Source organism: Micromonospora sp. C81 (assembly GCF_018070425.1).
Lineage (GTDB): Bacteria > Actinomycetota > Actinomycetes > Mycobacteriales > Micromonosporaceae > Micromonospora > Micromonospora zamorensis.
In genome coordinates this window covers 164,627-186,626 of record NZ_JAGPXS010000004.1, presented here as the reverse complement: position 1 = coordinate 186,626, position 22,000 = coordinate 164,627, and the positions used below count along the sequence as shown (strand labels likewise).

Genomic DNA, 22,000 nt, shown 5'->3' with positions numbered 1-22,000 from the left:
CGGACCGGAATCCTCGGCCCATGAACATCTTCCTTGTCCTGGCCACCAGCCTGGTCGTGCTCACCGGCACCTCGGGAGCGCCAGCGCACGCCGCCGTCGCGCGTCCCGACACGTACGTCGTCTCCGGCGAGCCGGGGGTGCTGCCCGAGGGCATCGCCGTCACCCGCACCGGCACCATGTACGTCACCAGCGTCGCCACCGGCGCCGTCTACCGCGGCGACGTCCGGCACCGGTGGCTGCGCCCGTTCCTCCCCGCCGGCTCGGACGGGCGGACCCGCGCCGCCGGGGTCCACGTCGATCGCGCCGGCCGGCTCTTCGTGGCCGGTTACGACACCGCGACCCTCTTCGTGTACGACCCGGACGGCCGCCTGCTGGCGAAGCGGAGCGCGGTGACCAGGTCGGCTCTCAACGACCTGGTGATCACCGACCATGCCGTGTACGTGACCGACTCGGCCAGCGGCACGATCTGGCGGGCCACGCTGGACGGTGGACGCGTCGGCCCGCTCGTACCGTGGCTGCTGCCGTCCGACTTCCCGGCCGCCCCCGGCTTCCTCAACGGCATCGTCGCCACCGCCGACGGTCGGCTCGCGCTCGTTGCCGACCAGGGCACCGGTGAGCCGGGCAGCGAACGTCTGTGGCGCATCGACCTCGCCGACGCCACGGCCAGCGAGGTCGCCGTGTCGGGTGGACAGCTCGGCGCCGACGGGCTGTTGCTGGAGGGCGACCGCCTCTACGGCGTGGTCAACTTCCCCGATCCCGCTGGCGGGTACCGCTTCGCGGTCAACCTGGCGGTGCTGGACGGCGACCTTCGGGCCGCCCGGGTGGTCCGGCAGTCCCACACCGCCGGCCTGGAGCAGTCCCCGACCACCCTGGCCCGCGACCACGACCGGCTGCTGTGGGTCAACAGCCAGCTCAACGCGACCGCGCCGGCGCCACCGTTCACGGTGACCGAGGTCCCCGGCCTGCGCTGAGAGGCGGCGCGGCTCAGTGGTCCAGAGCCGCCCGCAGGTAACGCAGGTCGGCGTGGCCGCCCCAGCGGTGCGCCGACAGCCCGGCGGAGCGGGCACCTCGTACGGCCCAGTCCTCGTCGTCGACGAAGAGCACCCGGGCCGGCGGGGTGGCCAGGGCCTGGCAGGCGGCCTGGAAGTATTCCGGGGCGGGCTTGTGCACTCCGAGGGTGGAGGAGTTGACCACCACGTCCAGCTCGCCGACCAGACCGAGGGCGGCCAGGTCGGCGTCGAGCAGGTCGGTGGCGTTGGTGCCCAGCCCGACAGTGATCCCGGCCGCGCGTACCTCGCGGACGAAGTCGAGCACCTCGGTGTCCACCTCACCCCGGTAGCGCTGCCACTGCTCCACCGCTGCCCGGGCCCGGTCCGGGCCACCGGCCGGCTCGGCGAGAGCGTCGGCCACGCTGCTCACCCACTCGGCGTGGCTGACCTGGCCGGTGAGCACCGGCTGAAGCCGGCCCCACTGCATGGCGATCTCGCCGAGCACCCCCTCGGACAGGCCGTACTCCCGCTCGACACCGGCAGCCACCGCCGGATCCCACCGGCGCAGTACGCCGTCGAAGTCCAGCAGGAGCGCCGTCGCGCGTTCCCGAGCCACTACCCGTTCTCCTCGCCGCGGCCGTGCCGCTGGTCGTCCTCGTCGGCCCGGTTGAGCCGTTGGCTGATCACCTGGGTGACCCCGCTGCGCATGGTGACCCCGTAGAGCGCGTCCGCGATCTCCATCGTCCGCTTCTGGTGCGTGATGACGATCAGCTGGCTCTTCTCCCGCAACTGTGCCAGCAACAGGATCAGCCGGCCCAGGTTGACGTCGTCGAGGGCCGCCTCCACCTCGTCCATGATGTAGAACGGGCTGGGCCGGGCGCGGAAGATCGCCACAAGCATGGCCACCGCGGTCAGCGACCGCTCGCCGCCGGAGAGCAGCGAGAGCCGCTTGATCTTCTTGCCCGGCGGGCGGGCCTCCACCTCGACGCCGGTGGTGAGCAGGTCGTCCGGCTCGGTGAGGATCAGCCGGCCCTCGCCGCCGGGGAAGAGCACCGTGAACACCTGCTCGAACTCCCGAGCGGTGTCCTCGAAGGCGCTGGCGAAGACCTCCAGGATCCGCTCGTCCACGTCCTTGACCACGGTGAGCAGGTCCCGACGGGTGGCCTTGAGGTCTTCCAACTGCTCGGAGAGGAACTTGAAGCGCTCCTCCAGCGCGGCGAACTCTTCCAGCGCGAGCGGGTTGACCTTGCCGAGCAGGGCCAGTTCGCGTTCCGCCTTGGCGGCGCGCTTCTCCTGCACCGGCCGCTCGTAGCGCACCGGCTCGGGCACCGGCAGGCCGTCCCGTTCGGCCGTCGCGACGTCGACCTGGGTCGGCGGAACGGGCTGCGCGGGGCCGTACTCGGCGACCAGCGTCTCCACGTCCAGCCCGAAGTCCTCGGCGGCCTTCGCCTCCAACTGCTCGATGCGCAGTCGTTGCTCGGCGCGGGCCACCTCGTCACGGTGCACCTGGCTGGTCAGCCGCTCCAGCTCCGCACCGAGACGCTTGGCTGCCCCGCGTACCTCCTGAAGCTCCGCCTCGCGGGCGGCGCGTTCCAGCGCGACCGCGTCGCGGTGCTCCTCGGCCGTCGCGATCGAGGTGGTGAGCCGGGTGAGGGCCTCCCGGGCGCCGCCGGCGACGGCCCGGGCGATGCCCGCACCCCTGGTGCGCGCGGCCCGCCGGGCTGCGGCGCGCTCCCGGGCGGCCCGCTCCGCGGTGGCCTGCCGGGCCAGCGAGTCGGCCCGACCGGCGATCGAGGAGACCCGCTCCTCGGCGGTACGCACGGCGAGCCGGACCTCCATCTCGTTCTGCCGGGCCTGCGGCACCATCGCGGCGAGTTGGTCCCGTTCCTCGCTGGACGGCTCGGCGTCGACCGGGGTCTCCTCGGCCAGCCGCAGCCGTTCCTCCAGCTCGGCGAGTGCGATGAGGTCCCGCTGTCGAGCCGCCTCGGCGCGGGAGCGGGACTCACCAAGCCGGTCGGTCTCCGCCTTCGCCGAGCGGGCCGCCGCACCCAGCTCGGCCAGCCGGCGGGCGGCGGCGTTGCGGTGGCTCTCCGCCTCACGCTTCTCGGCGGCGGCGTGCTGCACGGTCTCCTTGGCGGCGGCGACCTCGGCGCGCGCCTCGACGAGCTGGTCGCGCAGCTCCACACCGGCGCGCTCGGCGGTGAGCCGGTTGGCGCGGGCCTCCTCGACGGCGGCCTGCACCTCGATGTAGCTGGGGGCCTTGGCCGACCCGCCAGCCGCCGCGTACGCCCCGACCACGTCACCGTCGGGGGTGACCGCCCGCAGCTCGGGGTTGCTGGCGACCAGGTCGGCGGCTGCGGCGAGATCGTCGACGAGCGCCACGTCGCGCAGTGCCCGGTGCACGGCCGGACGCAGCTCGGCGCTGCACTCCACCAGGTCGGGGGCCCACCGGGCGTCGTCGGGCAGCTTCGGGCGCAGCGCGTCGGCGGAACCGGTCATGCCGGGCCCCGCCGGGCTGCCGACGAGCAGGCCGGCCCGGCCGGCGTCGGAGATCTTCAGCAGGCGCATCGCCTCGACGGCCTCGTCCACCCCGCTGACGGCGACCGCGTCGGCGAGACCGCCGAGCGCGGCGGCCAGCGCGGCCTCGTGGCCGGGCGCGACGGTGAGCAGCCCGGCGAGGCTGCCGAGCAGGCCGGGCACGTCGCCGGCCCGGGCGAGCAGCGCTCCCGCGCCGTCCTTGCGGCGCAGCCCGAGCGCCAGCGCCTCCTCCCGGGCCTTCCAGGTGGCGGCGTCCTTCTCCGCCGCGCGCTCGGCGTCGGACAGCGAGCGCACGGTGGCCTGCGCCCGCTCCTGCACGGCGACCGCCTCGGCGTGCCGGGCGTCCAGGTCCGCGTTGTCCCGGTCGGCCTCGGTGGACTGGGCGGCCACCGCGTCCAGGTCGGCCTGCGCCTGCTCGGCGCGGCCCAGCGCGTCGGCGTGCGCGACGGCGAGTCGTTCGATCTCCTCGCCGGCGCTGGTCGTCCGGGCGCGGGCCGAGTTGACCTGCCCGGTGAGCCGGGCCATCCCCTCCCGGCGGTCGGCGATGGCCTTGGCGGCGGCGACCAGCTCCCGTTCGGCGGCGGCGAGCTGCCGTTCCAGCTCCTGGCGGTGCTCGACCGCCTCGGCCAGCCGGATCTGGTCGTCGGTCAGTGCCCCGCGCAGCTCCTCCTCCTGCTCGCGGACGCGCTCCGCCTCGGCCTCCAGCTGGTCCGGGTCGCGGCCGGGCCGCTCGTCGTCGCCGCTGGCGCTGAGGTGCCGCAGCCGTTCCCGGGCCAACTGCTCGATCGAGCGGAAGCGCTCCTGGAGGGCGGACAGCTTGTACCAGGTGTCCTGGGCGGCGGCGAGCAGCGGCGCGTCCTCCGCGAGGGCGGCCTCCAACTCGCCGAGCCGGCCCTGCACCTCGACGTGCTCGCCCTCGATCTGCTCACGCCGCTCGCGCAGCGCGGTCTCGTCGGCGATCTCCCGATCGAGAGTGGTGCGCAGGGTGGCCAGGTCGTCGGCGAGCAGACGCAGCCGCGCGTCGCGCAGGTTGGCCTGGATGGCGGCGGCACGGCGGGCCACCTCGGCCTGCCGGCCCAGTGGCTTGAGCTGACGGCGCAGCTCAGCGGTGAGGTCGGTCAGGCGGTTGAGGTTGGTCTGCATCGCGTCGAGCTTGCGCAGCGCCTTTTCCTTGCGCTTGCGGTGCTTGAGGACGCCGGCCGCCTCCTCGATGAACGCCCGCCGGTCCTCCGGCTTGGCGTGCAGCATGCCGTCGAGTCGGCCCTGCCCGACGATGATGTGCATCTCCCGGCCGATGCCGGAGTCGGACAGCAGCTCCTGGATGTCGAGCAACCGGCAGGTGTTGCCGTTGATCTCGTACTCGCTCTCGCCGGAGCGGAACATCCGGCGGGTGATGGAGACCTCGGTGTACTCGATCGGCAGCGCGCCGTCGGTGTTGTCGATGGTGAGGGTGACCTCGGCGCGGCCCAGTGGCGCCCGGCCGGCGGTGCCGGCGAAGATGACGTCCTCCATCTTGCCGCCGCGCAGGGCCTTGGCGCCCTGCTCGCCGAGGACCCAGGCGATGGCGTCGACGACGTTGGACTTGCCGGAGCCGTTCGGGCCCACCACACAGGTGATCCCGGGCTCCAGCTTCAACGTCGTGGCGGAGGCGAAGGACTTGAAGCCCTTCACCGTCAGGCTCTTGAGATACACCTTCTCGATCCTCGTCCGGTGGCCGCCGTACCGTCGCCGGCTCTGGGGACCTGGGTGAACTCGCAGACTAACCCGGTGGTGGGAACGGAGGAGCACGCGACCCGCCCCGGGTCGTGTGCGTCGAGGGCGCGAGGCACCACCGCGCTGTTGTTCCGACGGCCCCGATAATGGCGAGAGCAGTTCATGATCGGCTTATCCGTGGGCGCGCTATTCGGATGCGGCCGGGACGGTTCCCGTGCGACCGACCACAAGATCACAAATCGTCGGCCCGAAAGGAACCGGACAGTGTTGCGCGCCGGCACAGAACGTGTCGGCGCGCTTTTTGCGATAGTGCGATTCAGTTTTGTCGAGGTGGAGATCAGGTCAGCGCCGGCTCGGCCAGACGGAGCAGATCGTCCGCCTCCGCCGCAGCCGCCGCGAGCCGATCGTTGTCGGCACGCAGACGCGTGATCTCGAACTCCAGTGCCTGCACCCTGGCACGCAGTCGGGTGACCTCGTCGAGCAGACGCCGGTCGGGCGCTGCACCTACGTGGCCGTAGAGGGCCTTCGCCATGCTGACTCCTTGATATGCGCTGCCGGAAAGGCCGGCCAACGCGCGCCCATTAAGTACGCGGCTGTCATTCCAGGCTGTATCTGGGCATGACCGGGCGCGACTGGCGACACCTATATATTGAGCCGAAACCCCCTCCTTCGTCAAGTTCTCGCAGGCCGTAGATCATCTCCACGTCGACCTGTCCACTTGTCGGGGGGCTGCCTTCAAGGCACGGACACTCTCTGTCCGGACACCTTTACTGTACGCCCGGATTTCCGGAAGTCCGCCCCCTCGCGTCCGACTTCCCCTTAACTCTTCCTTAGCCACGTTGCCGCAGCTCGGGGGCGCGCCGTAGCGTCACCCCGGCCCGCAACCGACCCCTGGAGGCATAGGCGTGTACGGCTGGACCGACCCGATGGACCCGAACGGCGCACCCCGGCGCGTCGAACGGCCGACCGACGAGCCGGCCTGGCTGCACGACCGTCCGGAGCCCCGCTCGGCCTACCTGTTCGGTGACGACTCCAACCAGACCGGCGACGAGTGGCACCCGGAGCAGCCCTCCGCCGACTGGCAGTCGGGCCCGGCGACACCCGCCGCCTCGGCCGACGCCCACACCGCCACCTGGCCGGCCCACCGCCCCGATGGCGGGAGCGGCGCCTGGGCCAACAGCCGCCCGGCCGAGGACCCCACCGGCGGCTGGCACCCGGACACCGACGCGGAGACCACCGGCGGCTGGCACACCGACGCCGACCCGGAGACGACAGTCGGCGTTACCGGCCGGCCCGGCGAGGGCCGGCACCGCTCCCCCCGCCGCTGGCGCAAGCCACTGATGATCGGAGGCGCCGCCGCAGCGGCCACCCTCGTGGTGAGCTTCGGCGTCGGCGCGCTCGCGCTGCCCGGCGGTGACAACGGGGGCAGTCAGCCAACCGCCGTCGACGACACCTTCGCGACGGAGGCCCCGGCCGAGCAGCCGGCCATCGACACCCTGGCCGCACCCTCCCCATCCGCCACGCCCAGCCCGGCGCAGCCGAGCCCCTCGCCGAGCAAGGTCGTCAAGCCGACCCCGGCGGCATCACGGACCACCGCCGCGTCGCGCCGCAGCGTCGAGCGCAGCACCGCGCCGAACACGAACAGCGGGTCCAGCGGCTCCAGCGGCACCGTCAGCGCCCAGGCCCGCGAGGTGGTGAACCTGGTCAACGCCGAGCGGGCCAAGGCCGGCTGCAAGGCGCTGAGCATCGACGCCAAGCTGATGACCGCCGCACAGAAGCACAGTCAGGACCAGGCCGACCACCGGAAGATGTCGCACACCGGCAGCGACGGCAGCAACGCCGGCACCCGCCTGAACCGGGTCGGCTACACCTGGCGCACGTACGGCGAGAACGTGGCCTGGAACCAGAAGACCCCGGCCGCGGTGATGGATGCCTGGATGAACAGCTCCGGCCACCGGGCCAACATCCTGAACTGCGCGTTCACCGAGATCGGCGTCGGCATCGCCAACAGCAACGGGCCGTACTGGACGCAGGTCTTCGCCGCGCCGCGCTGACCGCGCGTCGTCCGCGCCCCCGCGCTCGTTTGACCCGGTGAGGTACGTCGGGCCGAGGGTGCGGGGCGGCGTACCGGTGCGGGCGGCGACGGGCCGTCCGGGACCCGGGAGCTGCCGATGTGGATCCGGCCGCGGCGACACGTCGCCGTACGCCCACTGCGCCGCGTCCTGTCGGCCGGCGTCGCGCTCCTCCTGGTCGTGCCGGCGTACGGGTGCCGAGCCAAGCTGACCCCGCCCGGCGCGCCCACCGCTTGGCCGGCCGCGTCTGCCCGCACCTGGCAGTGGCAGTGGCAGCTCAGCGGCCCGCTCGACCCGACGGTGGAAGCAGACGTCTTCCTGCTCGACCCGGTGGTCACCACCACCGAACAGACCGCCGACCTGCGCTCCCGGGACCGCCGGTTGATCTGCCAGGTGCACGTCGGGTCGGTCCGCACCACCGACCCGGACGCCAGCCGGTTCCCGGATATCGTCCAGGGCTCGACCGGACGTCGGCCCGACAGCCGGTGGCTGGACGTGCGGAGCTGGGACGCGCTCAAGCCGGTACTGGCCGACCGTTTCCGACTCTGCCGGGGCAAGGGCTTCGGCGCGGTGGCGCTCGCCGACGCCGACGGGTACGCGTCCCGCACCGGCTTCCCGCTCGACTTCGACGACCAACTGCTGTTCAACCGCCGGCTGGCCGAGCTGGCCCGCGCGCTGAGCCTCTCCCCCGGGCTGGTCAACGACGTGCCCCAGCTCGCCGCACTGGCCCCGGACTTCGACTTCGTCGTCAACGAGGAGTGCGTCCGGCTGGGCCAGTGCGCCAAGCTGCTGCCGTTCGTCGACGCCGGCAAACCGGTCTTCCACGTGGAGTACGCCAGCTCGACCGACGAGTTCTGCGTCACCACCGTCGGCTACGGCTTCGCGTCGATCCGGAAGGACCGTCCGTTGGACGCCTGGCGGGAAGCCTGCCCCCTGCCCTGACACGGCTGTGGGCCGGGCCGTGGCCCGGCCGTGGCCGTGGCCCGGCTGCACCCAGCCCGGCTGCACCCAGCCCGGCTGCACCCAGCCCAGCCCCGCCACACCCCACCGCTCCCCGCCCCGCTGGCCTCCGCCCCTTGATCGACTCGCCTTTCATGATGTCGCGGTATCAGGCGCCCTGGGATACCGCGACATCAATGAACCCGAGTTGATCAAGGGGCAAGAACGGCGAGCGGTGGGGCGGGGACGGCGCGGGCCGTTTCCGGATGGGGTCAGGGCACCGGCACCAGCTCCGGGGCGGGGGCCGGCGGGTCGGCCGGCGCGGGCGCCGGACGCGGGCGCAGGAAGCGCGGGGCCCACCAGTTGGCGTCGCCCAGCATGGTCATCAGTGCCGGCAGCACCACGCCCCGGATGATCGTGGCGTCCAGCAGGATCGCCGCCGCGAGGCCGATGCCGAGCTGCTTCATGTCGATCGTGCTCAGCGTGGCGAAGATCGAGAAGACCCCGACCATCACGATCGCGGCGCTGGTCACCACCCCGGCCGAGGAGGTGATCCCGTAGGACACCGCGTCGCGGTTGGGCATCCCCGCCCGGATCCCCTCGCGGATCCGACTGACCACGAAGACGTGGTAGTCCATCGAGAGGCCGAAGAGCACCACGAAGAGGAACAGCGGCAGCCAGGACACGATGGCGCCCATCGAGGTGAAACCGAGCAAACCCTCGGCCCATTCACCCTGGAAGATCAGCACCAGCAGCCCGTACGCGGCGCCGGCGGAGAGCAGGTTCAGCGCGATCGAACTCGCCGCGATCACCACCGACCGGAAGGTGAACACCATGACCAGGAAGGTCAACACCAGCACAAAGCCCATGACCAGCGGCAACTTCTGCCGGACGTGAGCGGCGTAGTCCTCGCTGTCGGCCACGCTGCCGCCGACCGCGTACTCGATGCCGGGGATGCCCCGCAGCTCCGCCGGGACCAGGTCCGCGCGCAGCTTCTCCAGTGACTGCACCGACCGGTCGTCCCGACTGGCGTACGGGGTGGCCACGTCCAGTACCGACACCCGCCGGTCGGCCGACACCTCGATCTTCGGACCGTCCGCCTCGACCGGAGCGAACAACGGATCACCGGCGGCACGGGTGGACAGTTCGGTGAGGGCGGCGCGAACCCGGTCGGTCTGCTCGGCCGGCGCCCGCACGGCCACCACGTGATTGGTGCCGGTGCTCGGGAAGGCGGCGGTGAGCCGGTCGTACGCCTGCATGGCCGGCGTGGTGCGGGGCAGGTCCTCCATGCCGGGGAACTTCAGCTTCATGCCGAGCGCCGGCGCTGCCAGCGCGAGCAGCAATCCGACCGAGATGACCAGCGTCACCACCGGAGCGCGTAGCGCGGGCCGGAGCACCGCGGGCCAGAGCCGGGGCTTGCGGGGCTCGCCGTGCCGGCCGGTGCGCGGCGCGGTCAGCCGCCAGAGCAGTGGCACCCTGGGCCGGTCGACCCAGCGGCCGAGCTTGGCCAGCAGGGCGGGCAGCACGGTCAGCGAGCCGGTCACCGCGACGGCGACCACGAGGATCGAGCCGACGGCGAGGGACGAGAAGACCACGTCGCCGGCGAGCAGCAGCCCGGCCATCGAGATGATCACCGCGAAGCCGGAGACCACCACCGCGTGTCCGGAGGTCTCCGCGGCGATCTCCACGGCGTCGAGGCCGGATCGGCCCTTGGCACGTTCCTCCCGCTCCCGACGGATGTAGAACAGCGAGTAGTCGACCCCGACCGCCATGCCGATCAGCAGGATCACCGGGGCGGTGGTGTCGGTGGCCGGCACCAGGTGTGAGGCGAGAGTGGACAGACCCATCGCGGCGGCGACCGAGGAGAGCGCCAGCAGCACCGGCACGCTGGCCGCGATCAGCGCCCCGAACGCGATGATCAGGATCGCCAGGGTGACCGGCAGGCTGAGCAGCTCGGCACGCTTGAAGTCCTTGCCCAGGGTGTCGTCGAGGGCCTGGCCGATCGACGGCCCGCCGACCTGCTCGACGCGCAACTGCGGGTGCTCGGCCTGCACGCCGGCGGTGGCGTCGCGCAACGGCTGCACCCGTTCCGAGGCCGTCTCCGGGTCACCGGACATCGTGATCGGCAGCAGCAGCGCCGAGCCGTCCCGGGCGGTGACCGGCTGGCCCACCGAGGCGACCCCGACGACAGTGCGCAGCCGGGCCGCCGCGTCGTCGGCCGCCGCCCGGGCCGCCGCCTCGTCCAGCGCACCGCCCCGGGAGGTGATGAGGACGTTGTCCACGGCCGGGTCGTCGAAGTCAGCGGCGTCCACGATCAGGCCGGCCCGCCCCGTCTCGCCGATCGCCTGGTCGCCGCTGGTGGCCTCGTTGAGACCGGCGGCGCTGCCGCCGACGAAGCACACCGCCACGAACACCGCCCACATCGCGAGCGCCCGCCACGGGTGCTCGGCGCTCCACCGCGCCAGCCGCACCGTCACCGGTCTTTTCCTCATTCCGACTCCCCTGTCACGTCAGCCCCCCAGTGATCGGTGCTGACGTTAGGTGCGTGACGAGGCGGTCACATCGGGGATCGGCCCCGGCGCACCCCGGAATCACCGCAGGGCGCGCGGGGGTCGGTTCGGCGGGCGTCAGCCCGCTATCGGGACGTACGCCAGGGTCCAGCCCGGAGCGGCCGGCCGCGACCCGCCGGCACCACCCCGGAGTCGGCTCCGGGTCATCCCCGAAGGGAACCCCGGGGCCGTGGCTGGCAGTGCGGGCAGCTGTACGAGGACCGGTTCATGAACGCCTCGCGTCGGATCGGTGCGCCGCACCGCCGGCACGGCTCACCCTCGCGGCCGTACGCGTTCAGCGCCCGGTCGAAGTAGCCGCTCTCGCCGTTGACGTTGACGTAGAGGGCGTCGAAGCTGGTGCCGCCCTGTGTGATCGCCTCGCCGAGCACGTCGCGGACGTGGCCGAGCAGGCGTTGCGCGGCAGGGCCGGTCAGCGCGTCGGTGGGTCGGGAGCCGTGCAGCCCAGCGCGCCAGAGCGCCTCGTCGGCGTAGATGTTGCCCACCCCGGAGATCAGGGTCTGGTCGAGCAGGGCCCGCTTCACCTCGGTGTGCCGGCGGCGCAGCGCGGCGACGAACTCCGCGTCGGAGAACTCCGGGTCCATCGGGTCGCGGGCGATGTGCGCGATCTCGTCGGGCAGCTCGGCGCCGCCCTCGCTCACCGAGAGCCCGCCGAACGTGCGCTGGTCGACGAAGCGCAGCTCCGGCCCGTCGTCGGCGAACCGGAACCGGACCCGCAGGTGGGTCTCGTCGGTGGTGCCGGGTGGCTGGAGCAGCATCTGGCCGGACATCCCGAGGTGCCCGATGATGGCGTCGCCGCTGTCCAGTGGCAGCCACAGGTACTTGCCGCGACGGCGGGCGTCGAGCACCGTCCGGCCGGCGAGCACGTCGGCGAAGTGCACGTCACCCGGGATGTGCCGACGGACCGCACGCGGGTGACGGACCTCGACCGAGGTGATCCGGCGGCCGACGACCCACTGGGCCAGCCCTTGCCGGACGGTCTCCACCTCGGGCAGCTCAGGCACCCCGTGACCCCGTCTCGTGGCCGTCGGCACCCCCGGCCGGCAGTGCATGCGCCAGGTGGTCGGCCTGCTCGGCCTGGGCCGCCCGCTCGGCGCGCTCCAACGGCCCGAACGGCTCGTCGGAGTCGGCCGAGCCGCCCCGGTCGACCGGCTGGTCCTCGCGCCCGTCGTCGGCCCGCCCGTCCTGACCGTCGTCGTTCTGGCCGTTCTGCTCGGCGAGCGTCCGCCAGGCGGCCTCGGCGGCCCGCTGCTCGGCCTCCTTCTTGCTGCGCCCCTCGGCGCCGCCGTACCGGTTGCCAGCCACCACCACCCAGGCGGTGAACGTCTTCAGGTGGTCCGGGCCGGTGCCCTCGATCCGGTACTCCGGGACGCCGAGCCCGAGCGCCGCCGTCAACTCCTGCAGGCTGGTCTTCCAGTCCAGGGCGGCGCCCCGGCCGGCCGACTCGGCCATCAGCGGGTCGAAGAGCCGGTGGATGACGATCCCGGTGGTGTCCAACCCGTACTGGAGGTAGATCGCGCCGAGCAGCGCCTCCAGCGTGTCGGCGAGGATGCTCGCCTTGTCCCGGCCGCCGGTGGTCTCCTCGCCCTTGCCGAGCAGCAGGTACGCGCCGAGGCCGTCCGGGCCCAGACCACGGGCCACGTCGGCGAGGGCCCTCATGTTGACCACGCTGGCGCGCAGCTTGGCCAGCTGCCCCTCGGGGAGGTCCGGGTGGTTGTGGAAGAGCGCCGTGGTGATCACCACGCCGAGCACCGAGTCGCCGAGGAACTCCAGCCGCTCGTTGGTGGGCAACCCGCCGTTCTCGTACGCGTACGAGCGGTGGGTCAGCGCACGCTGCAGCAGCTCGGGTTCCAGGCTCACGCCGAAGGCGGCTTCCAGGTGACCGACGGACGCCCGCCGCCGCTTGTCGTTGCTCATGATGTGCGTACCTCGGTGTCGGTGGAACGGTCGGTGCGGTCCGTCGCGGCGTCGCCGTCGAGCAACGCGGAGACCAGATCGGTGGCGCGCCGCCGCCACAGGTGAGCGGCGAGAGCTATGCCGGAGGCGACGTCGTCGGCGCGGGCGGAACCGTGGCAGACGACCACAGTCCCCGCGACGCCCAACAGGGCGGCCGCGCGGGGCGCGCCGCCCCCGCTGGGAGGGCCGCCAGCCATGGCGTACGCGCCCTCGATGGCCTTGAGCAGCACGTTACCGGTGAAGCCGTCGGTGACGACCACATCGGCGCGCGCGCCGAGGGCCACGTCGTACCCCTCGACCAGGCCGACGTAGCGCGCCCCGCCGGGGAGCGGCTCGACGGCGAGCAACGGGTCGGTGGCCCGGCGGACCCGGTCGCCCTTGCCGGCCTCGGTGCCGACCGAGAGCAGGCCGACCCGCGGCGCGGCGATCGAGTGCGCCACCGCGGCGTACGCGGCGCCGAGCACGGCGTGGCGGGCGAGAGTGGCCGGGCGGGGTTCGAGGGAGCCGCCGACGTCGAGCAGGACGACCGGCCCGGCCACGGCGGGCAGGGTGGCGGCCAGGGCAGGTTGGCGGATCTCCGGCCAACGGCCGAGGCCGAGGACGGCGGCGGTGACGGTGGCACCGGTGGCACCGGCGGACACCAGGGCGTCGGCGGTGCCGTCGCGAACGGCGGTGACCGCGGCCCGGACGGTGCTCTCCGCGCGGGCGGCACTGGGGTGGTCGGCCATACCGACGACATCGCGGACGGGCCGCACAGTGATCCGGGCACGTTGCGCCGGATCGAGGGCAGCAATCATCCCGTCGGCGACCTCGGTCGGGCCGACGAGGAGCAGGTGCAGGTCAGGGTCGGCGCGCATGGCCCGCAGAGCGCCGTCAACCACGACGGCGGGAGCGTCGTCCCCGCCGAGGAGGTCAACGGCGATCCGCGCGGTGCCCGGCTCCACCGGGACGCCGGCCGGAGTGGGCCGAGCGTCGGAGGGAGCCGGGGCACCGGGCGAATGCCAGGATGCGCGCGCCGCCCGACCTGGGGTCGGGGGCGTCACTCGGCGTCCAGGTCAGACCTCGAGAACCTGGCGGCCGTTGTAGGTGCCGCAGACGGAGCAGGCGGCGTGCGGCAGCTTCGGGGACTTGCACTGCGGGCACGCAACGGTCGCGACCACGGTCGCCTTCCAGTTCGCCCGGCGGGACCGGGTGTTGCTGCGCGACATCTTGCGCTTCGGGACGGCCACGGTTCTTACTCCTCTGTAACGGTCATTTGCGACAGGCCCGCCCAACGCGGGTCGATCTGCTGGTGACTGTGGTCGGCCGGCAGATCGTCCCAGTGCGCCCCACATTCAGGGCACAGTCCTGGGCAGTCCTCCCGGCAGAGCGGGTTGGTCGGCAGCGTGAGCACCAACGCGTCCCGCAGCGCCGGCTCCAGGTCGATCAGATCGCCCTGCATCCGGCCCACCTCGTCCTCGTCGGTCGTGGCGTCCGTGGTGCTGTCCTCGTACGCGTACAGCTCCTGGATCGTCACGCCCATCGAGTCGTTGATCTCGCGCAGGCAACGGCCGCACTCGCCCTGAACGGGACCGGTGATGGTCCCGGAGACGAGCACGCCCTCGGACACCGACTGCAACCTCAGATCGAGGTCGAGGTCCGCGCCCTCCGGCACGCCGATCAACTCCACACCGAGGTCCGCCGGTGCCGGCACGACCCGCCGGACTTCACGCAACGCGCCAGGGCGGCGCGGGAGGTCCCTCGTGTCGAGGACCAACGGCGACCTGGGGTTGAGTGTCGATGGCGAGTGCTTGGGCATAGTCAGACTCCGGCCGGTGAGAGGCCGACAAAAAAGGTTACCTGGACGACCGCCGGACCGTCGAACCGGGGGCGACGCCCGCCTGAGAAGTCGGCTGGTGAGGTGCCGCTCAGAAGGGTAGCGGGCGTTCCGCCTCATCCCCAGCGAAGGTGCCGATCTCCCGCAGTGCGTGCATCTTGTCCCGGCCGCGCTCTATCGAGGCCAGCGCCCGGGTGAGGAACTGCTCGAAGTTGGCCAGCGCGGTGTCGACGTAGTCGTCGACCTCCTCACGCAGGCGCTGCGCCTCGGCCCGGGCCTCGGCGATGATCCGGGCACCCTCGTGCTCGGCCGACACGGTGATCTCGTTCACCGAGACCAGGCGGGCGTGTTCTGCCTCACCCTCGCTGATGATCCGGTCCGCCTCGCGCTTGCCGGCCTCCATGATCTTGTCGCGCTCCTCCAGGAGAGCGGCGGCGCGACGCAGGTCGGCGGGGAGGTCGGCGCGCATCTCGTCGAGGACCGCGATCATCTCACCCCGGTCGACCATGCAGTTGTTACGCGACATCGGGACGGAGCGGGCCTGCTCCACCATGGCGATCAGTTCGTCGATGCGATCGAGCGGGTCCACCGGTACCTCACTCCTGTCGTTCTTCGGCCGACCTCCATGATGCGGGCTACGGCCGTTCCCCGCGCCACCAATCATGTCGTGCCGGCCCCACACCGGCCCCATCCACCCCAACCCGGCGCGTCGCGACATCGTCACACCGCGCCCACCCTGCCCGCACTCTTGCGTCAATTTTCCGCAAAAGGGGCGTCACGGCGACCGAAGCGGCAGGACCGCCGGACGGGGAGTGTCAGGGGCGGGGGCCGAGCCGGGCCTGAAGGGCCTCACGGACCAGGTCGGGGACGTGCGCGGAGATGTCGCCACCCCACTTGGCCACGTCCTTGACCAGGCTTGAGGAGAGGAACGAGTAGAGCGGGTTGGTCGGCATGAAGAGCGTCTCGACGCCGGCCAGCCCGATGTTCATCTGGGCCATCTGCAACTCGTAGTCGAAGTCGCTGACCGCCCGCAGACCCTTGATCAGCACGCTCGCCTGCTGGGCCCGACAGAAGTCCACCAGCAGCCCTCGGAACGACTCGACCCGCACGTTGCCGTACGACGAGGTCACCTCGCGGAGCATCTCGATCCGCTCCTCGACGGTGAACAGGCCACTCTTCGACTGATTTATCAGCACACCGACGATCACCTCGTCGAAGAGCCGACTGGCCCGCCCGATGATGTCGAGGTGTCCGTTGGTGACCGGGTCGAACGAACCGGGGCACACCGCACGTCTCATGATCGGCGACCGTACCAAAGGGTGGTCTCGCCGTAACGGCGACTGCGCTCCGGGGTGATCCCGTCCACCCAGTCGAACTCCCTGGTCCGCCGGGACCGCTCCACCACCACCAGCGCGTCCGGCGCCAGCCAGTCGCCGTCGACCAGCGTGGTCAGCAGCGCGGTGATCTCCGCGTCCGGCACGGCGTAGGGCGGGTCGGCGAAGACCACGTCGTACGGCCCACCGTCCGGACCGGCGGCCAGCACCGTCGCCACCTTGCCGGTGACCAGGCGGGCGGCGGGGCCGGCACGCAGAGCCGCCACGTTCTCCCGGATCACCCGGGCCGCCCGCGCGTCCGACTCGACCAGCAGCACGTGCGCGGCCCCGCGGGAGAGCGCCTCCAACCCGACCGCGCCGGAGCCGGCGTACAGGTCGGCGAAGCGGGCGCCGTCGAGGTCGACCTCGGCCTCGACGGCACTGAACAGCGCCTCGCGGACCCGGTCGGAGGTGGGTCGGGTGCCGGCACCGGGGGGCGCGGCGATCCGCCGGCCGCCGAGCGTCCCGGCCACGATCCGGGTCACGGTCTCCTCCTGCTCATGCCCGCGACGCTACGCGAGCCGGAGGAGATCACGACCGACACCACCCATGTCAGCGTGGGCGCGTTCCCACGTTTCGTAACCGCGTGCCGCTCCAGCCGGAGTGACCACCGGAACGCAGCCGGGCGGCCGCTCTGTGGCTGGTCGGGGCACACGCAGCCGCTCCAGATCCATTGCGGAGCCATCGACGTCGGAGATCCACGGTGATCAGCTGGACACCATCCGTACATCAAAGATCACGAATTCGTTACATTGCCTTCTGGCAATGATCTGAACTCCCCTCATTCATGACCCGTCAGTACAGTCACCGTCTGTCCCCGCTTCGCGCGGGAACACCCCCGCGTCGCGCGACACCCCGGTGAGCAGACGACCCGCCCGGTCGTCCCGCCTCCCGTCCCTCCCGCACGCGATCCGTACCCCCTCACCAGGAGCCTGCGTGAACCCTCCCAAGACTCCGTTCCGGCGCATCGCGGCCATCGCCGCCGGCGCGCTGATCGGCCTCACCGGCGTAGCGACGGTCGCCTCCCCGGCGCTCGCCCACCACACCACCATCTCCGGCACCGCCTGCAAGACGGACACGAAGGGCGTTTACCGCGTTGAGTGGAAGGTGGTGAACAGCGAGCGCGACCTCGCCGGCACCATCACGCAGGTGTGGACCCCGTCCGGCACCGCCATCACCGGCATCGCGGCGAACACTGCGCTGCCGAAGCCGTCCGAGGGCGACGTGGTCGGCGTGCAGTACACCAAGAAGGACGCCAAGCTGGAGCTGAAGGTCACGGCGGAGTGGACGCGCGGCGGCAAGCTGCACACCAACACCGCCTCCGGCACCGCTGTCGTGCGCAAGAACTGCGCCGCCACGCCGCCGACCGCCACCCCCACGCCGACGAAGCCCACGCCGACGCCGAGCGTGACGCCGAGCGCGACGCCCTCCAGCCCCGCGCCGACGACCCCGGCCCCGACCACGCCGGCCCCGACCAGCCCGGTGCCGACCCCGCAGCCGAGCGAGCCGACCGGCCCGCTGGTGCCGGAGGAGCCCAACGCCCCGGTGTTCGAGATCATCTTCGACTGTGACGCACTCGTCGTCACCGCCGACAACCCGGCGGACGGCATCACCGAGACTCTGGTGCTCACCTCCGAGAAGAAGGTCGTCAAGAAGCTCGAGCTGGTCCCGGGCAAGAAGACCGAGGTCTCCTTCGAGGCGTACGAGGGGCTGACCGTCACTCCGAGCATCGACGGTGAGGAGGGCGACGCCTCCGAGGCCGTGAAGTGGGTCAAGCCGGCCGAGTGCAACCCGGGTCAGGGTGGCGGCAAGGACGAGCCGACCCTGCCCCTGACCGGTGCCGCGACCGGCGGGATCATCGCGGGCGCCGTGGTGCTGCTCGCCGCCGGTGCTGGCCTGTTCGTGATGGCGCGTCGTCGTCGGGTGCGCTTCACCGCCTGAGACAACCCGCTCTGACAACTGAGGGCGCGTCGACCACCCGGTCGACGCGCCCTTGGTCTGTTTCGGAGGATCACCGGCCGGGCCGGGGATCACGGAGCGGGCGATCCTCAGCCCTTCTCCAGGTATTCCGCGCGGTCCTCGTCCACCAGCGCGGCCACCGAGGCGGCCAGCGCGGGATTGCGGGTCAGCTCCGGGTCGTCCTCGACCAGGGTGATCGCCTCGGCACGGGCGTCGCGGATCAGCTCCGTGTCGCGTTTCAGAGACAGCAACCGCAGGTGTGAGCGGTGCCCGGACTGGGTGGCACCCAGCACGTCACCCTCGCGGCGCTGCTCCAGATCCAGCTCGGCGAGCTTGAAGCCGTCGCTCGTGGACGCCACGGCGTCCAGCCGCTCACGCGCCGACGAACCCTCGGCAGCCTCGCTGACCAGCAGGCAGAGCCCGGCGGCGGAGCCCCGGCCGACCCGGCCACGGAGCTGGTGCAGCTGGGAGACACCGAAGCGGTCGGCGTCCAGCACGATCATCACGGTCGCGTTCGGCACGTCCACGCCGACCTCGATCACTGTGGTCGCCACCAGCACGTCCAGGTCACCGGCCGCGAAGGAGCGCATCACCGCGTCCTTCTCGTCGGCCGGCAGGCGGCCATGCAGCACCCCGATCCGTAGCCCGTGCAACGGCCCCTCGGCCAGCAACGGGGCCACCTCGGTCACCGCCAGCGGGGGCCGGCGGCCGTTGTCGTCCACCGGTGGCGGCTCCTCCTCGCTGGCCGGCCCCTCACCAATGCGCGGGCACACCACGTACGCCTGGTGGCCGGCAGTGACCTCCTCGCGCAGTCGGCGCCAGGCCCGGTCCAGGTAGGCCGGTTTCTCGGCGGCGGGAACCACGTGCGAGGCGATCGGCGACCGGCCCCGGGGCAGCTGGGAGAGGGTGGAGACCTCCAGGTCGCCGTAGACGGTCATCGCGACCGTGCGTGGGATCGGGGTGGCCGTCATCACCAGCACGTGCGGCGGCTGGTCGGCCTTGGAGCGCAGAGCGTCGCGTTGCTCCACACCGAAGCGGTGCTGCTCGTCGACGACCACCAGGCCGAGATCGGCGAAGTCGACCCCCTCGTAGAGCAGGGCGTGGGTGCCGAGCACGATGCCGGCGGCGCCGCTGGCGACCTCACCGAGGGCCCGCCGTCGGGCGGCAGCGCCCAGCGAGCCAGTGACCAGCTCGACCCGGGTGGCGTGCTCGGCGGAACCCAGCTCGCCGGCCCGCCCGAGCGGCCCGAGCAGGTCGAGCATGCCGCGGTAGTGCTGGGCGGCCAGCACCTCGGTGGGCGCCAGCAGCGCGGCCTGCCCGCCCGCGTCGACCACCTGGAGCATCGCCCGCAGCGCCACCACTGTCTTGCCCGAGCCGACCTCGCCCTGCAACAACCGGTGCATCGGGTGCGGCGCGGCCAGATCGGCGGCGATCTCCACACCGACGTCGCGCTGACCGGCGGTCAGCTCGTACGGCAGTCGGGCGTCGAAGGCGTCCAGCAGCCCACCTGACCGTGCCGGGCGGGGTCGCGCCGGCCAGTCGGCTGCCCGGTGTTTGCGCTGTACAAGGGTCAGCTGGACGGCGAACGCCTCGTCCCACTTGAGCCGCCGCCGCGCCCGGTGCAGTTCCTCCTTGCTGGACGGACGGTGGATCTCGGTCAACGCGGTGCCCAACCCGACCAGCTTGCGGCTGGCGCGCACGGTGCCCGGCAGCGGATCGTCCGGCGGGGTGAACGTGTCCAGGACGACTCGCACGCAGCGCGCGATCACCCAGGTCGGCACGGCCGCGGCGGCCGGGTAGACCGGGATCAGCGCGCCAGCGAACTCCTCGATCTCGTCGCTGACCGCCGCCTCGCCGTCGCCACCCTCGCCGAGCAGGACGTACTCCGGGCCGTTGAGCTGCCGTTTGCCCCGGAACTCGGTGACCTTGCCGGCGAACAGCCCCCACCGGCCGGGGCGCAGCTCCCGTTCGCGCCATGCCTGGTTGCCGAAGAAGGTCAGTGTCAGCACCCCGCCGGAGCCGTCGCCGACGGTCACCTCCAGCAGGTTGCCCCGCCGCTGCCGCATCGGGCGCACCGCGGTGCGCTGCACCTGGGCCAGCACGGTGACCTGCTCGCCGACGTCCAGCGAGCGGATGTCGGTGTGCTCGCCGCGCTCGTCGTAACGACGAGGGAAGTGGTAGACCAGGTCACCCGCGGTGTGCAGGTCGAGGTGCGTGGCCAGCGCCTTGGCCGTCTTGTCCCCGACCAGCTTCTTCAGCGCAGTGTCCACCGTGGCTGGTTCGCTCATTCGATCCCTACCAGGAGCGGATAAAACGGCTGGCCCCCCGGGTACGCGTGCACCTCGACGAACGGCCAGCGTCTCGCGACGTGCGCGCGGACGGCATCGGTGAGCCCGGCCGGGGCGTCTGCCCCGGCCAGCAGGGTGACCATCTCGCCACCGCCGCCGAGCATCCGGTCGACCACGGCGGCGCAGGTGTCGGTGAGGTCGGTGCCGATGAGGTGCACCTCCCCCTCGACCAGCGCGAGCACGTCGCCGGGACGGCACGGGCCGGCGACGGTCAGCGCCTCCCGGCTGGCGTGGCAGACCTCGGCGTAGCGGCAGGCGCCGGCCGCCTCGGCCATCGCGATCACGTCGTCCTCGAAGCGGCGGTCGCCGTCGCGGACCGCGAGGGCGGCCAGCGCCTGCACGGGCGATCGGGTCGGCACCACGCTGACTTTGATGCCGTGCCGATGGGCCTCGCGGGCCGCCGCGCTCGCCACCGCCTCGGTGTTGGCGTCGTTGGGCAGCACCACCACCCGGGCCGCGCCGGTGCTGCGCACGGCGTCCAGCAGCTCACCCGTGGACGGGTTGCCCGGCACCACTGTGGCGCCCTCGGCGGCGAACAACTCGGCGATGCCTCCGCCGGTGGCGACCACCACCGCGGCCCGCCCGGCCGTCACGGGGCCCGAGGGCGGCTCCGGCTGGTCGGCGAAGCGGGTCACCGAGATCCGGTACGGGCGACCGGCGGCGACCCCCGCCTCGACCGCTGCGCCCACGTCGTTGACGTGCACGTGCACGTTCCAGGTGCCCTCGGGCTCACGCCCGTCGCCGACGATGACCAGCGAATCCCCCAGCGCGTCCAGCGCCCGTCGCAACCCGTCGACCGCCTCCCCCCCGGCGTCGAGCAGGAACTGCACCTCGTACGCGTACTCGTCGGAACCGGTCTCCCGGGCGACGGTGGCCGCCGGGCGGGCGGAGCGCGGCGTCGGCGCGGGCTGAGGGGTGCTCTCCCCGGTGAGCACCGCGACCAGGGCATCGAGCAGCACGCACAGCCCTCGGCCACCCGCGTCGACCACGCCCGCGCGGGCCAGCGCCGGCAGTTGCTCCGGGGTGTGGGAGAGCGCCTCGGCAGCGGCCCGGGCTGCGGCGCGGACCACCGCCGGCAGGTCGTCGCTGTCCGCCCGTTCGGCGCCCGTGGCCGCCGCTGCGACCACCGTGAGCACCGTGCCCTCGACCGGCCGGGCAACCGCGGTGTACGCCGCGGCGGAGCCGGAGCGCAGCGCGGCGGCCAACTCCCGACCGCGCACCGCCGGCACCCCGGCGACCTCGTCGGCGAACCCCCGCAGGATCTGCGAGAGGATCACCCCGGAGTTGCCCCGCGCGCCGAGCAGCGCGCCCTGCGCCATCAGCCGCAACGCGTGCCCGTGCGCGGTCGGCCCGCTGTCGGGGAGGGTGTCCAGGTTCATGGCGAGAGCCTGCTGGGCCGAGGTGAGGGTGAGCACCAGGTTGGTGCCGGTGTCGCCGTCGGGCACCGGGTAGACGTTGAGCTGGTCGATCTCGCCCTGGTGACGCTTGAGCGCGGCCAACCCGCTCGCACACCAGCGGCGGACCGCGGCGGCGTCGAGGGTGTCCAGCACGGCCAGAAGCCTACTGGCGCGCACCGACACGCGTCGGACTCGTCCCGCGTGTCCCCCGCGCCCCGCTCCGGCGGTGGCCGTAACACGGGCAAACTCCTCCGGTACCCTTGCCGCCGGGCCGGTCCCACCCACGGGCGGGCGGGCCCACGACCAGGCACAAGCCGGGGCACGGGCGAGCGC

General features: G+C 72.6%; 18 protein-coding genes. 4 read left to right on the top strand and 14 right to left on the bottom strand.

The window, feature by feature from the left end; all coding sequences use genetic code 11:
• The first annotated feature begins 20 nt into the window (after positions 1 to 20).
• Positions 21 to 971: an SMP-30/gluconolactonase/LRE family protein gene (locus KBX46_RS09635; RefSeq protein ID WP_247667230.1), complete on the top strand. Its 951-nt coding sequence runs from the start codon at positions 21 to 23 to the stop codon at positions 969 to 971.
• Positions 972 to 984: 13 nt separating this feature from the next.
• Here the strand turns inward: KBX46_RS09635 and KBX46_RS09630 are convergent, their stop codons facing one another.
• From KBX46_RS09630 to KBX46_RS09620, 3 genes are all read right to left on the bottom strand, one after another.
• Entirely contained in the window at positions 985 to 1,605 is a 621-nt protein-coding gene (locus KBX46_RS09630; RefSeq protein WP_210792149.1) for an HAD-IA family hydrolase, read from the bottom strand.
• The gene (smc, locus tag KBX46_RS09625) at positions 1,605 to 5,219 is read right to left on the bottom strand and encodes a chromosome segregation protein SMC (protein ID WP_210792148.1); all 3,615 of its coding nucleotides are present in this window, start codon (positions 5,217 to 5,219) and stop codon (positions 1,605 to 1,607) included. Before smc ends, KBX46_RS09630 begins: the two co-directional genes overlap by 1 nt.
• Before the next feature lie 358 nt (positions 5,220 to 5,577).
• Positions 5,578 to 5,772, bottom strand: a complete 195-nt coding sequence (locus tag KBX46_RS09620; protein ID WP_007456482.1) for a hypothetical protein — start codon at positions 5,770 to 5,772, stop codon at positions 5,578 to 5,580.
• A gap of 373 nt (positions 5,773 to 6,145) precedes the next feature.
• On the opposite strand from KBX46_RS09620, the gene KBX46_RS09615 reads away from it, so the two are divergent.
• Positions 6,146 to 7,294 carry a CAP domain-containing protein gene (locus KBX46_RS09615; protein ID WP_307871301.1) on the top strand — a complete coding sequence of 383 codons (1,149 nt, stop codon included), beginning with the start codon at positions 6,146 to 6,148 and terminating at the stop codon, positions 7,292 to 7,294.
• Between the two features lie 117 nt (positions 7,295 to 7,411).
• Positions 7,412 to 8,254 carry an endo alpha-1,4 polygalactosaminidase gene (locus KBX46_RS09610; protein WP_210792147.1) on the top strand — a complete coding sequence of 281 codons (843 nt, stop codon included), beginning with the start codon at positions 7,412 to 7,414 and terminating at the stop codon, positions 8,252 to 8,254.
• A 269-nt stretch (positions 8,255 to 8,523) separates the two neighbouring features.
• Here the strand turns inward: KBX46_RS09610 and KBX46_RS09605 are convergent, their stop codons facing one another.
• The 9 genes from KBX46_RS09605 to rsmD form a co-directional block, all read right to left on the bottom strand.
• The gene (locus tag KBX46_RS09605; RefSeq protein WP_210792146.1) at positions 8,524 to 10,743 is read right to left on the bottom strand and encodes an MMPL family transporter; all 2,220 of its coding nucleotides are present in this window, start codon (positions 10,741 to 10,743) and stop codon (positions 8,524 to 8,526) included.
• 221 nt (positions 10,744 to 10,964) lie between these two features.
• On the bottom strand, positions 10,965 to 11,822 hold the full coding sequence (mutM, locus tag KBX46_RS09600; protein ID WP_210792145.1) for a bifunctional DNA-formamidopyrimidine glycosylase/DNA-(apurinic or apyrimidinic site) lyase: 858 nt from the start codon (positions 11,820 to 11,822) through the stop codon (positions 10,965 to 10,967).
• On the bottom strand, positions 11,815 to 12,735 hold the full coding sequence (gene rnc / locus KBX46_RS09595) for a ribonuclease III (RefSeq protein ID WP_374224952.1): 921 nt from the start codon (positions 12,733 to 12,735) through the stop codon (positions 11,815 to 11,817). The genes mutM and rnc overlap by 8 nt, the downstream gene beginning before the upstream one ends.
• Positions 12,732 to 13,718, bottom strand: a complete 987-nt coding sequence (locus KBX46_RS09590; protein ID WP_088946598.1) for a hypothetical protein — start codon at positions 13,716 to 13,718, stop codon at positions 12,732 to 12,734. The genes rnc and KBX46_RS09590 overlap by 4 nt, the downstream gene beginning before the upstream one ends.
• Before the next feature lie 111 nt (positions 13,719 to 13,829).
• Complete coding sequence (gene rpmF, locus KBX46_RS09585; protein ID WP_030335284.1) at positions 13,830 to 14,003, bottom strand: 50S ribosomal protein L32; 174 nt, start codon at positions 14,001 to 14,003, stop codon at positions 13,830 to 13,832.
• 5 nt (positions 14,004 to 14,008) lie between these two features.
• Complete coding sequence (locus KBX46_RS09580) at positions 14,009 to 14,572, bottom strand: DUF177 domain-containing protein (protein WP_088946597.1); 564 nt, start codon at positions 14,570 to 14,572, stop codon at positions 14,009 to 14,011.
• A gap of 109 nt (positions 14,573 to 14,681) precedes the next feature.
• Positions 14,682 to 15,179, bottom strand: coding sequence for a hypothetical protein (locus KBX46_RS09575; protein WP_099851159.1), 498 nt, complete (start codon positions 15,177 to 15,179; stop codon positions 14,682 to 14,684).
• Between the two features lie 226 nt (positions 15,180 to 15,405).
• Positions 15,406 to 15,888: a pantetheine-phosphate adenylyltransferase gene (gene coaD, locus KBX46_RS09570; RefSeq protein ID WP_088946595.1), complete on the bottom strand. Its 483-nt coding sequence runs from the start codon at positions 15,886 to 15,888 to the stop codon at positions 15,406 to 15,408.
• On the bottom strand, positions 15,885 to 16,448 hold the full coding sequence (gene rsmD / locus KBX46_RS09565; RefSeq protein ID WP_088946594.1) for a 16S rRNA (guanine(966)-N(2))-methyltransferase RsmD: 564 nt from the start codon (positions 16,446 to 16,448) through the stop codon (positions 15,885 to 15,887). Before rsmD ends, coaD begins: the two co-directional genes overlap by 4 nt.
• A gap of 451 nt (positions 16,449 to 16,899) precedes the next feature.
• Between rsmD and KBX46_RS09560 the strand changes: the two genes are divergently transcribed.
• Entirely contained in the window at positions 16,900 to 17,904 is a 1,005-nt protein-coding gene (locus KBX46_RS09560) for an LPXTG cell wall anchor domain-containing protein (RefSeq protein WP_210792144.1), read from the top strand.
• Positions 17,905 to 18,011: 107 nt separating this feature from the next.
• On the opposite strand, the gene recG is transcribed toward KBX46_RS09560, so the two are convergent.
• Together recG and KBX46_RS09550 are read right to left on the bottom strand one after the other, a co-directional pair.
• Positions 18,012 to 20,210 carry an ATP-dependent DNA helicase RecG gene (gene recG, locus KBX46_RS09555; protein ID WP_210792143.1) on the bottom strand — a complete coding sequence of 733 codons (2,199 nt, stop codon included), beginning with the start codon at positions 20,208 to 20,210 and terminating at the stop codon, positions 18,012 to 18,014.
• Positions 20,207 to 21,820, bottom strand: a complete 1,614-nt coding sequence (locus tag KBX46_RS09550) for a DAK2 domain-containing protein (protein WP_210792142.1) — start codon at positions 21,818 to 21,820, stop codon at positions 20,207 to 20,209. Before KBX46_RS09550 ends, recG begins: the two co-directional genes overlap by 4 nt.
• Positions 21,821 to 22,000: the final 180 nt, after the last annotated feature.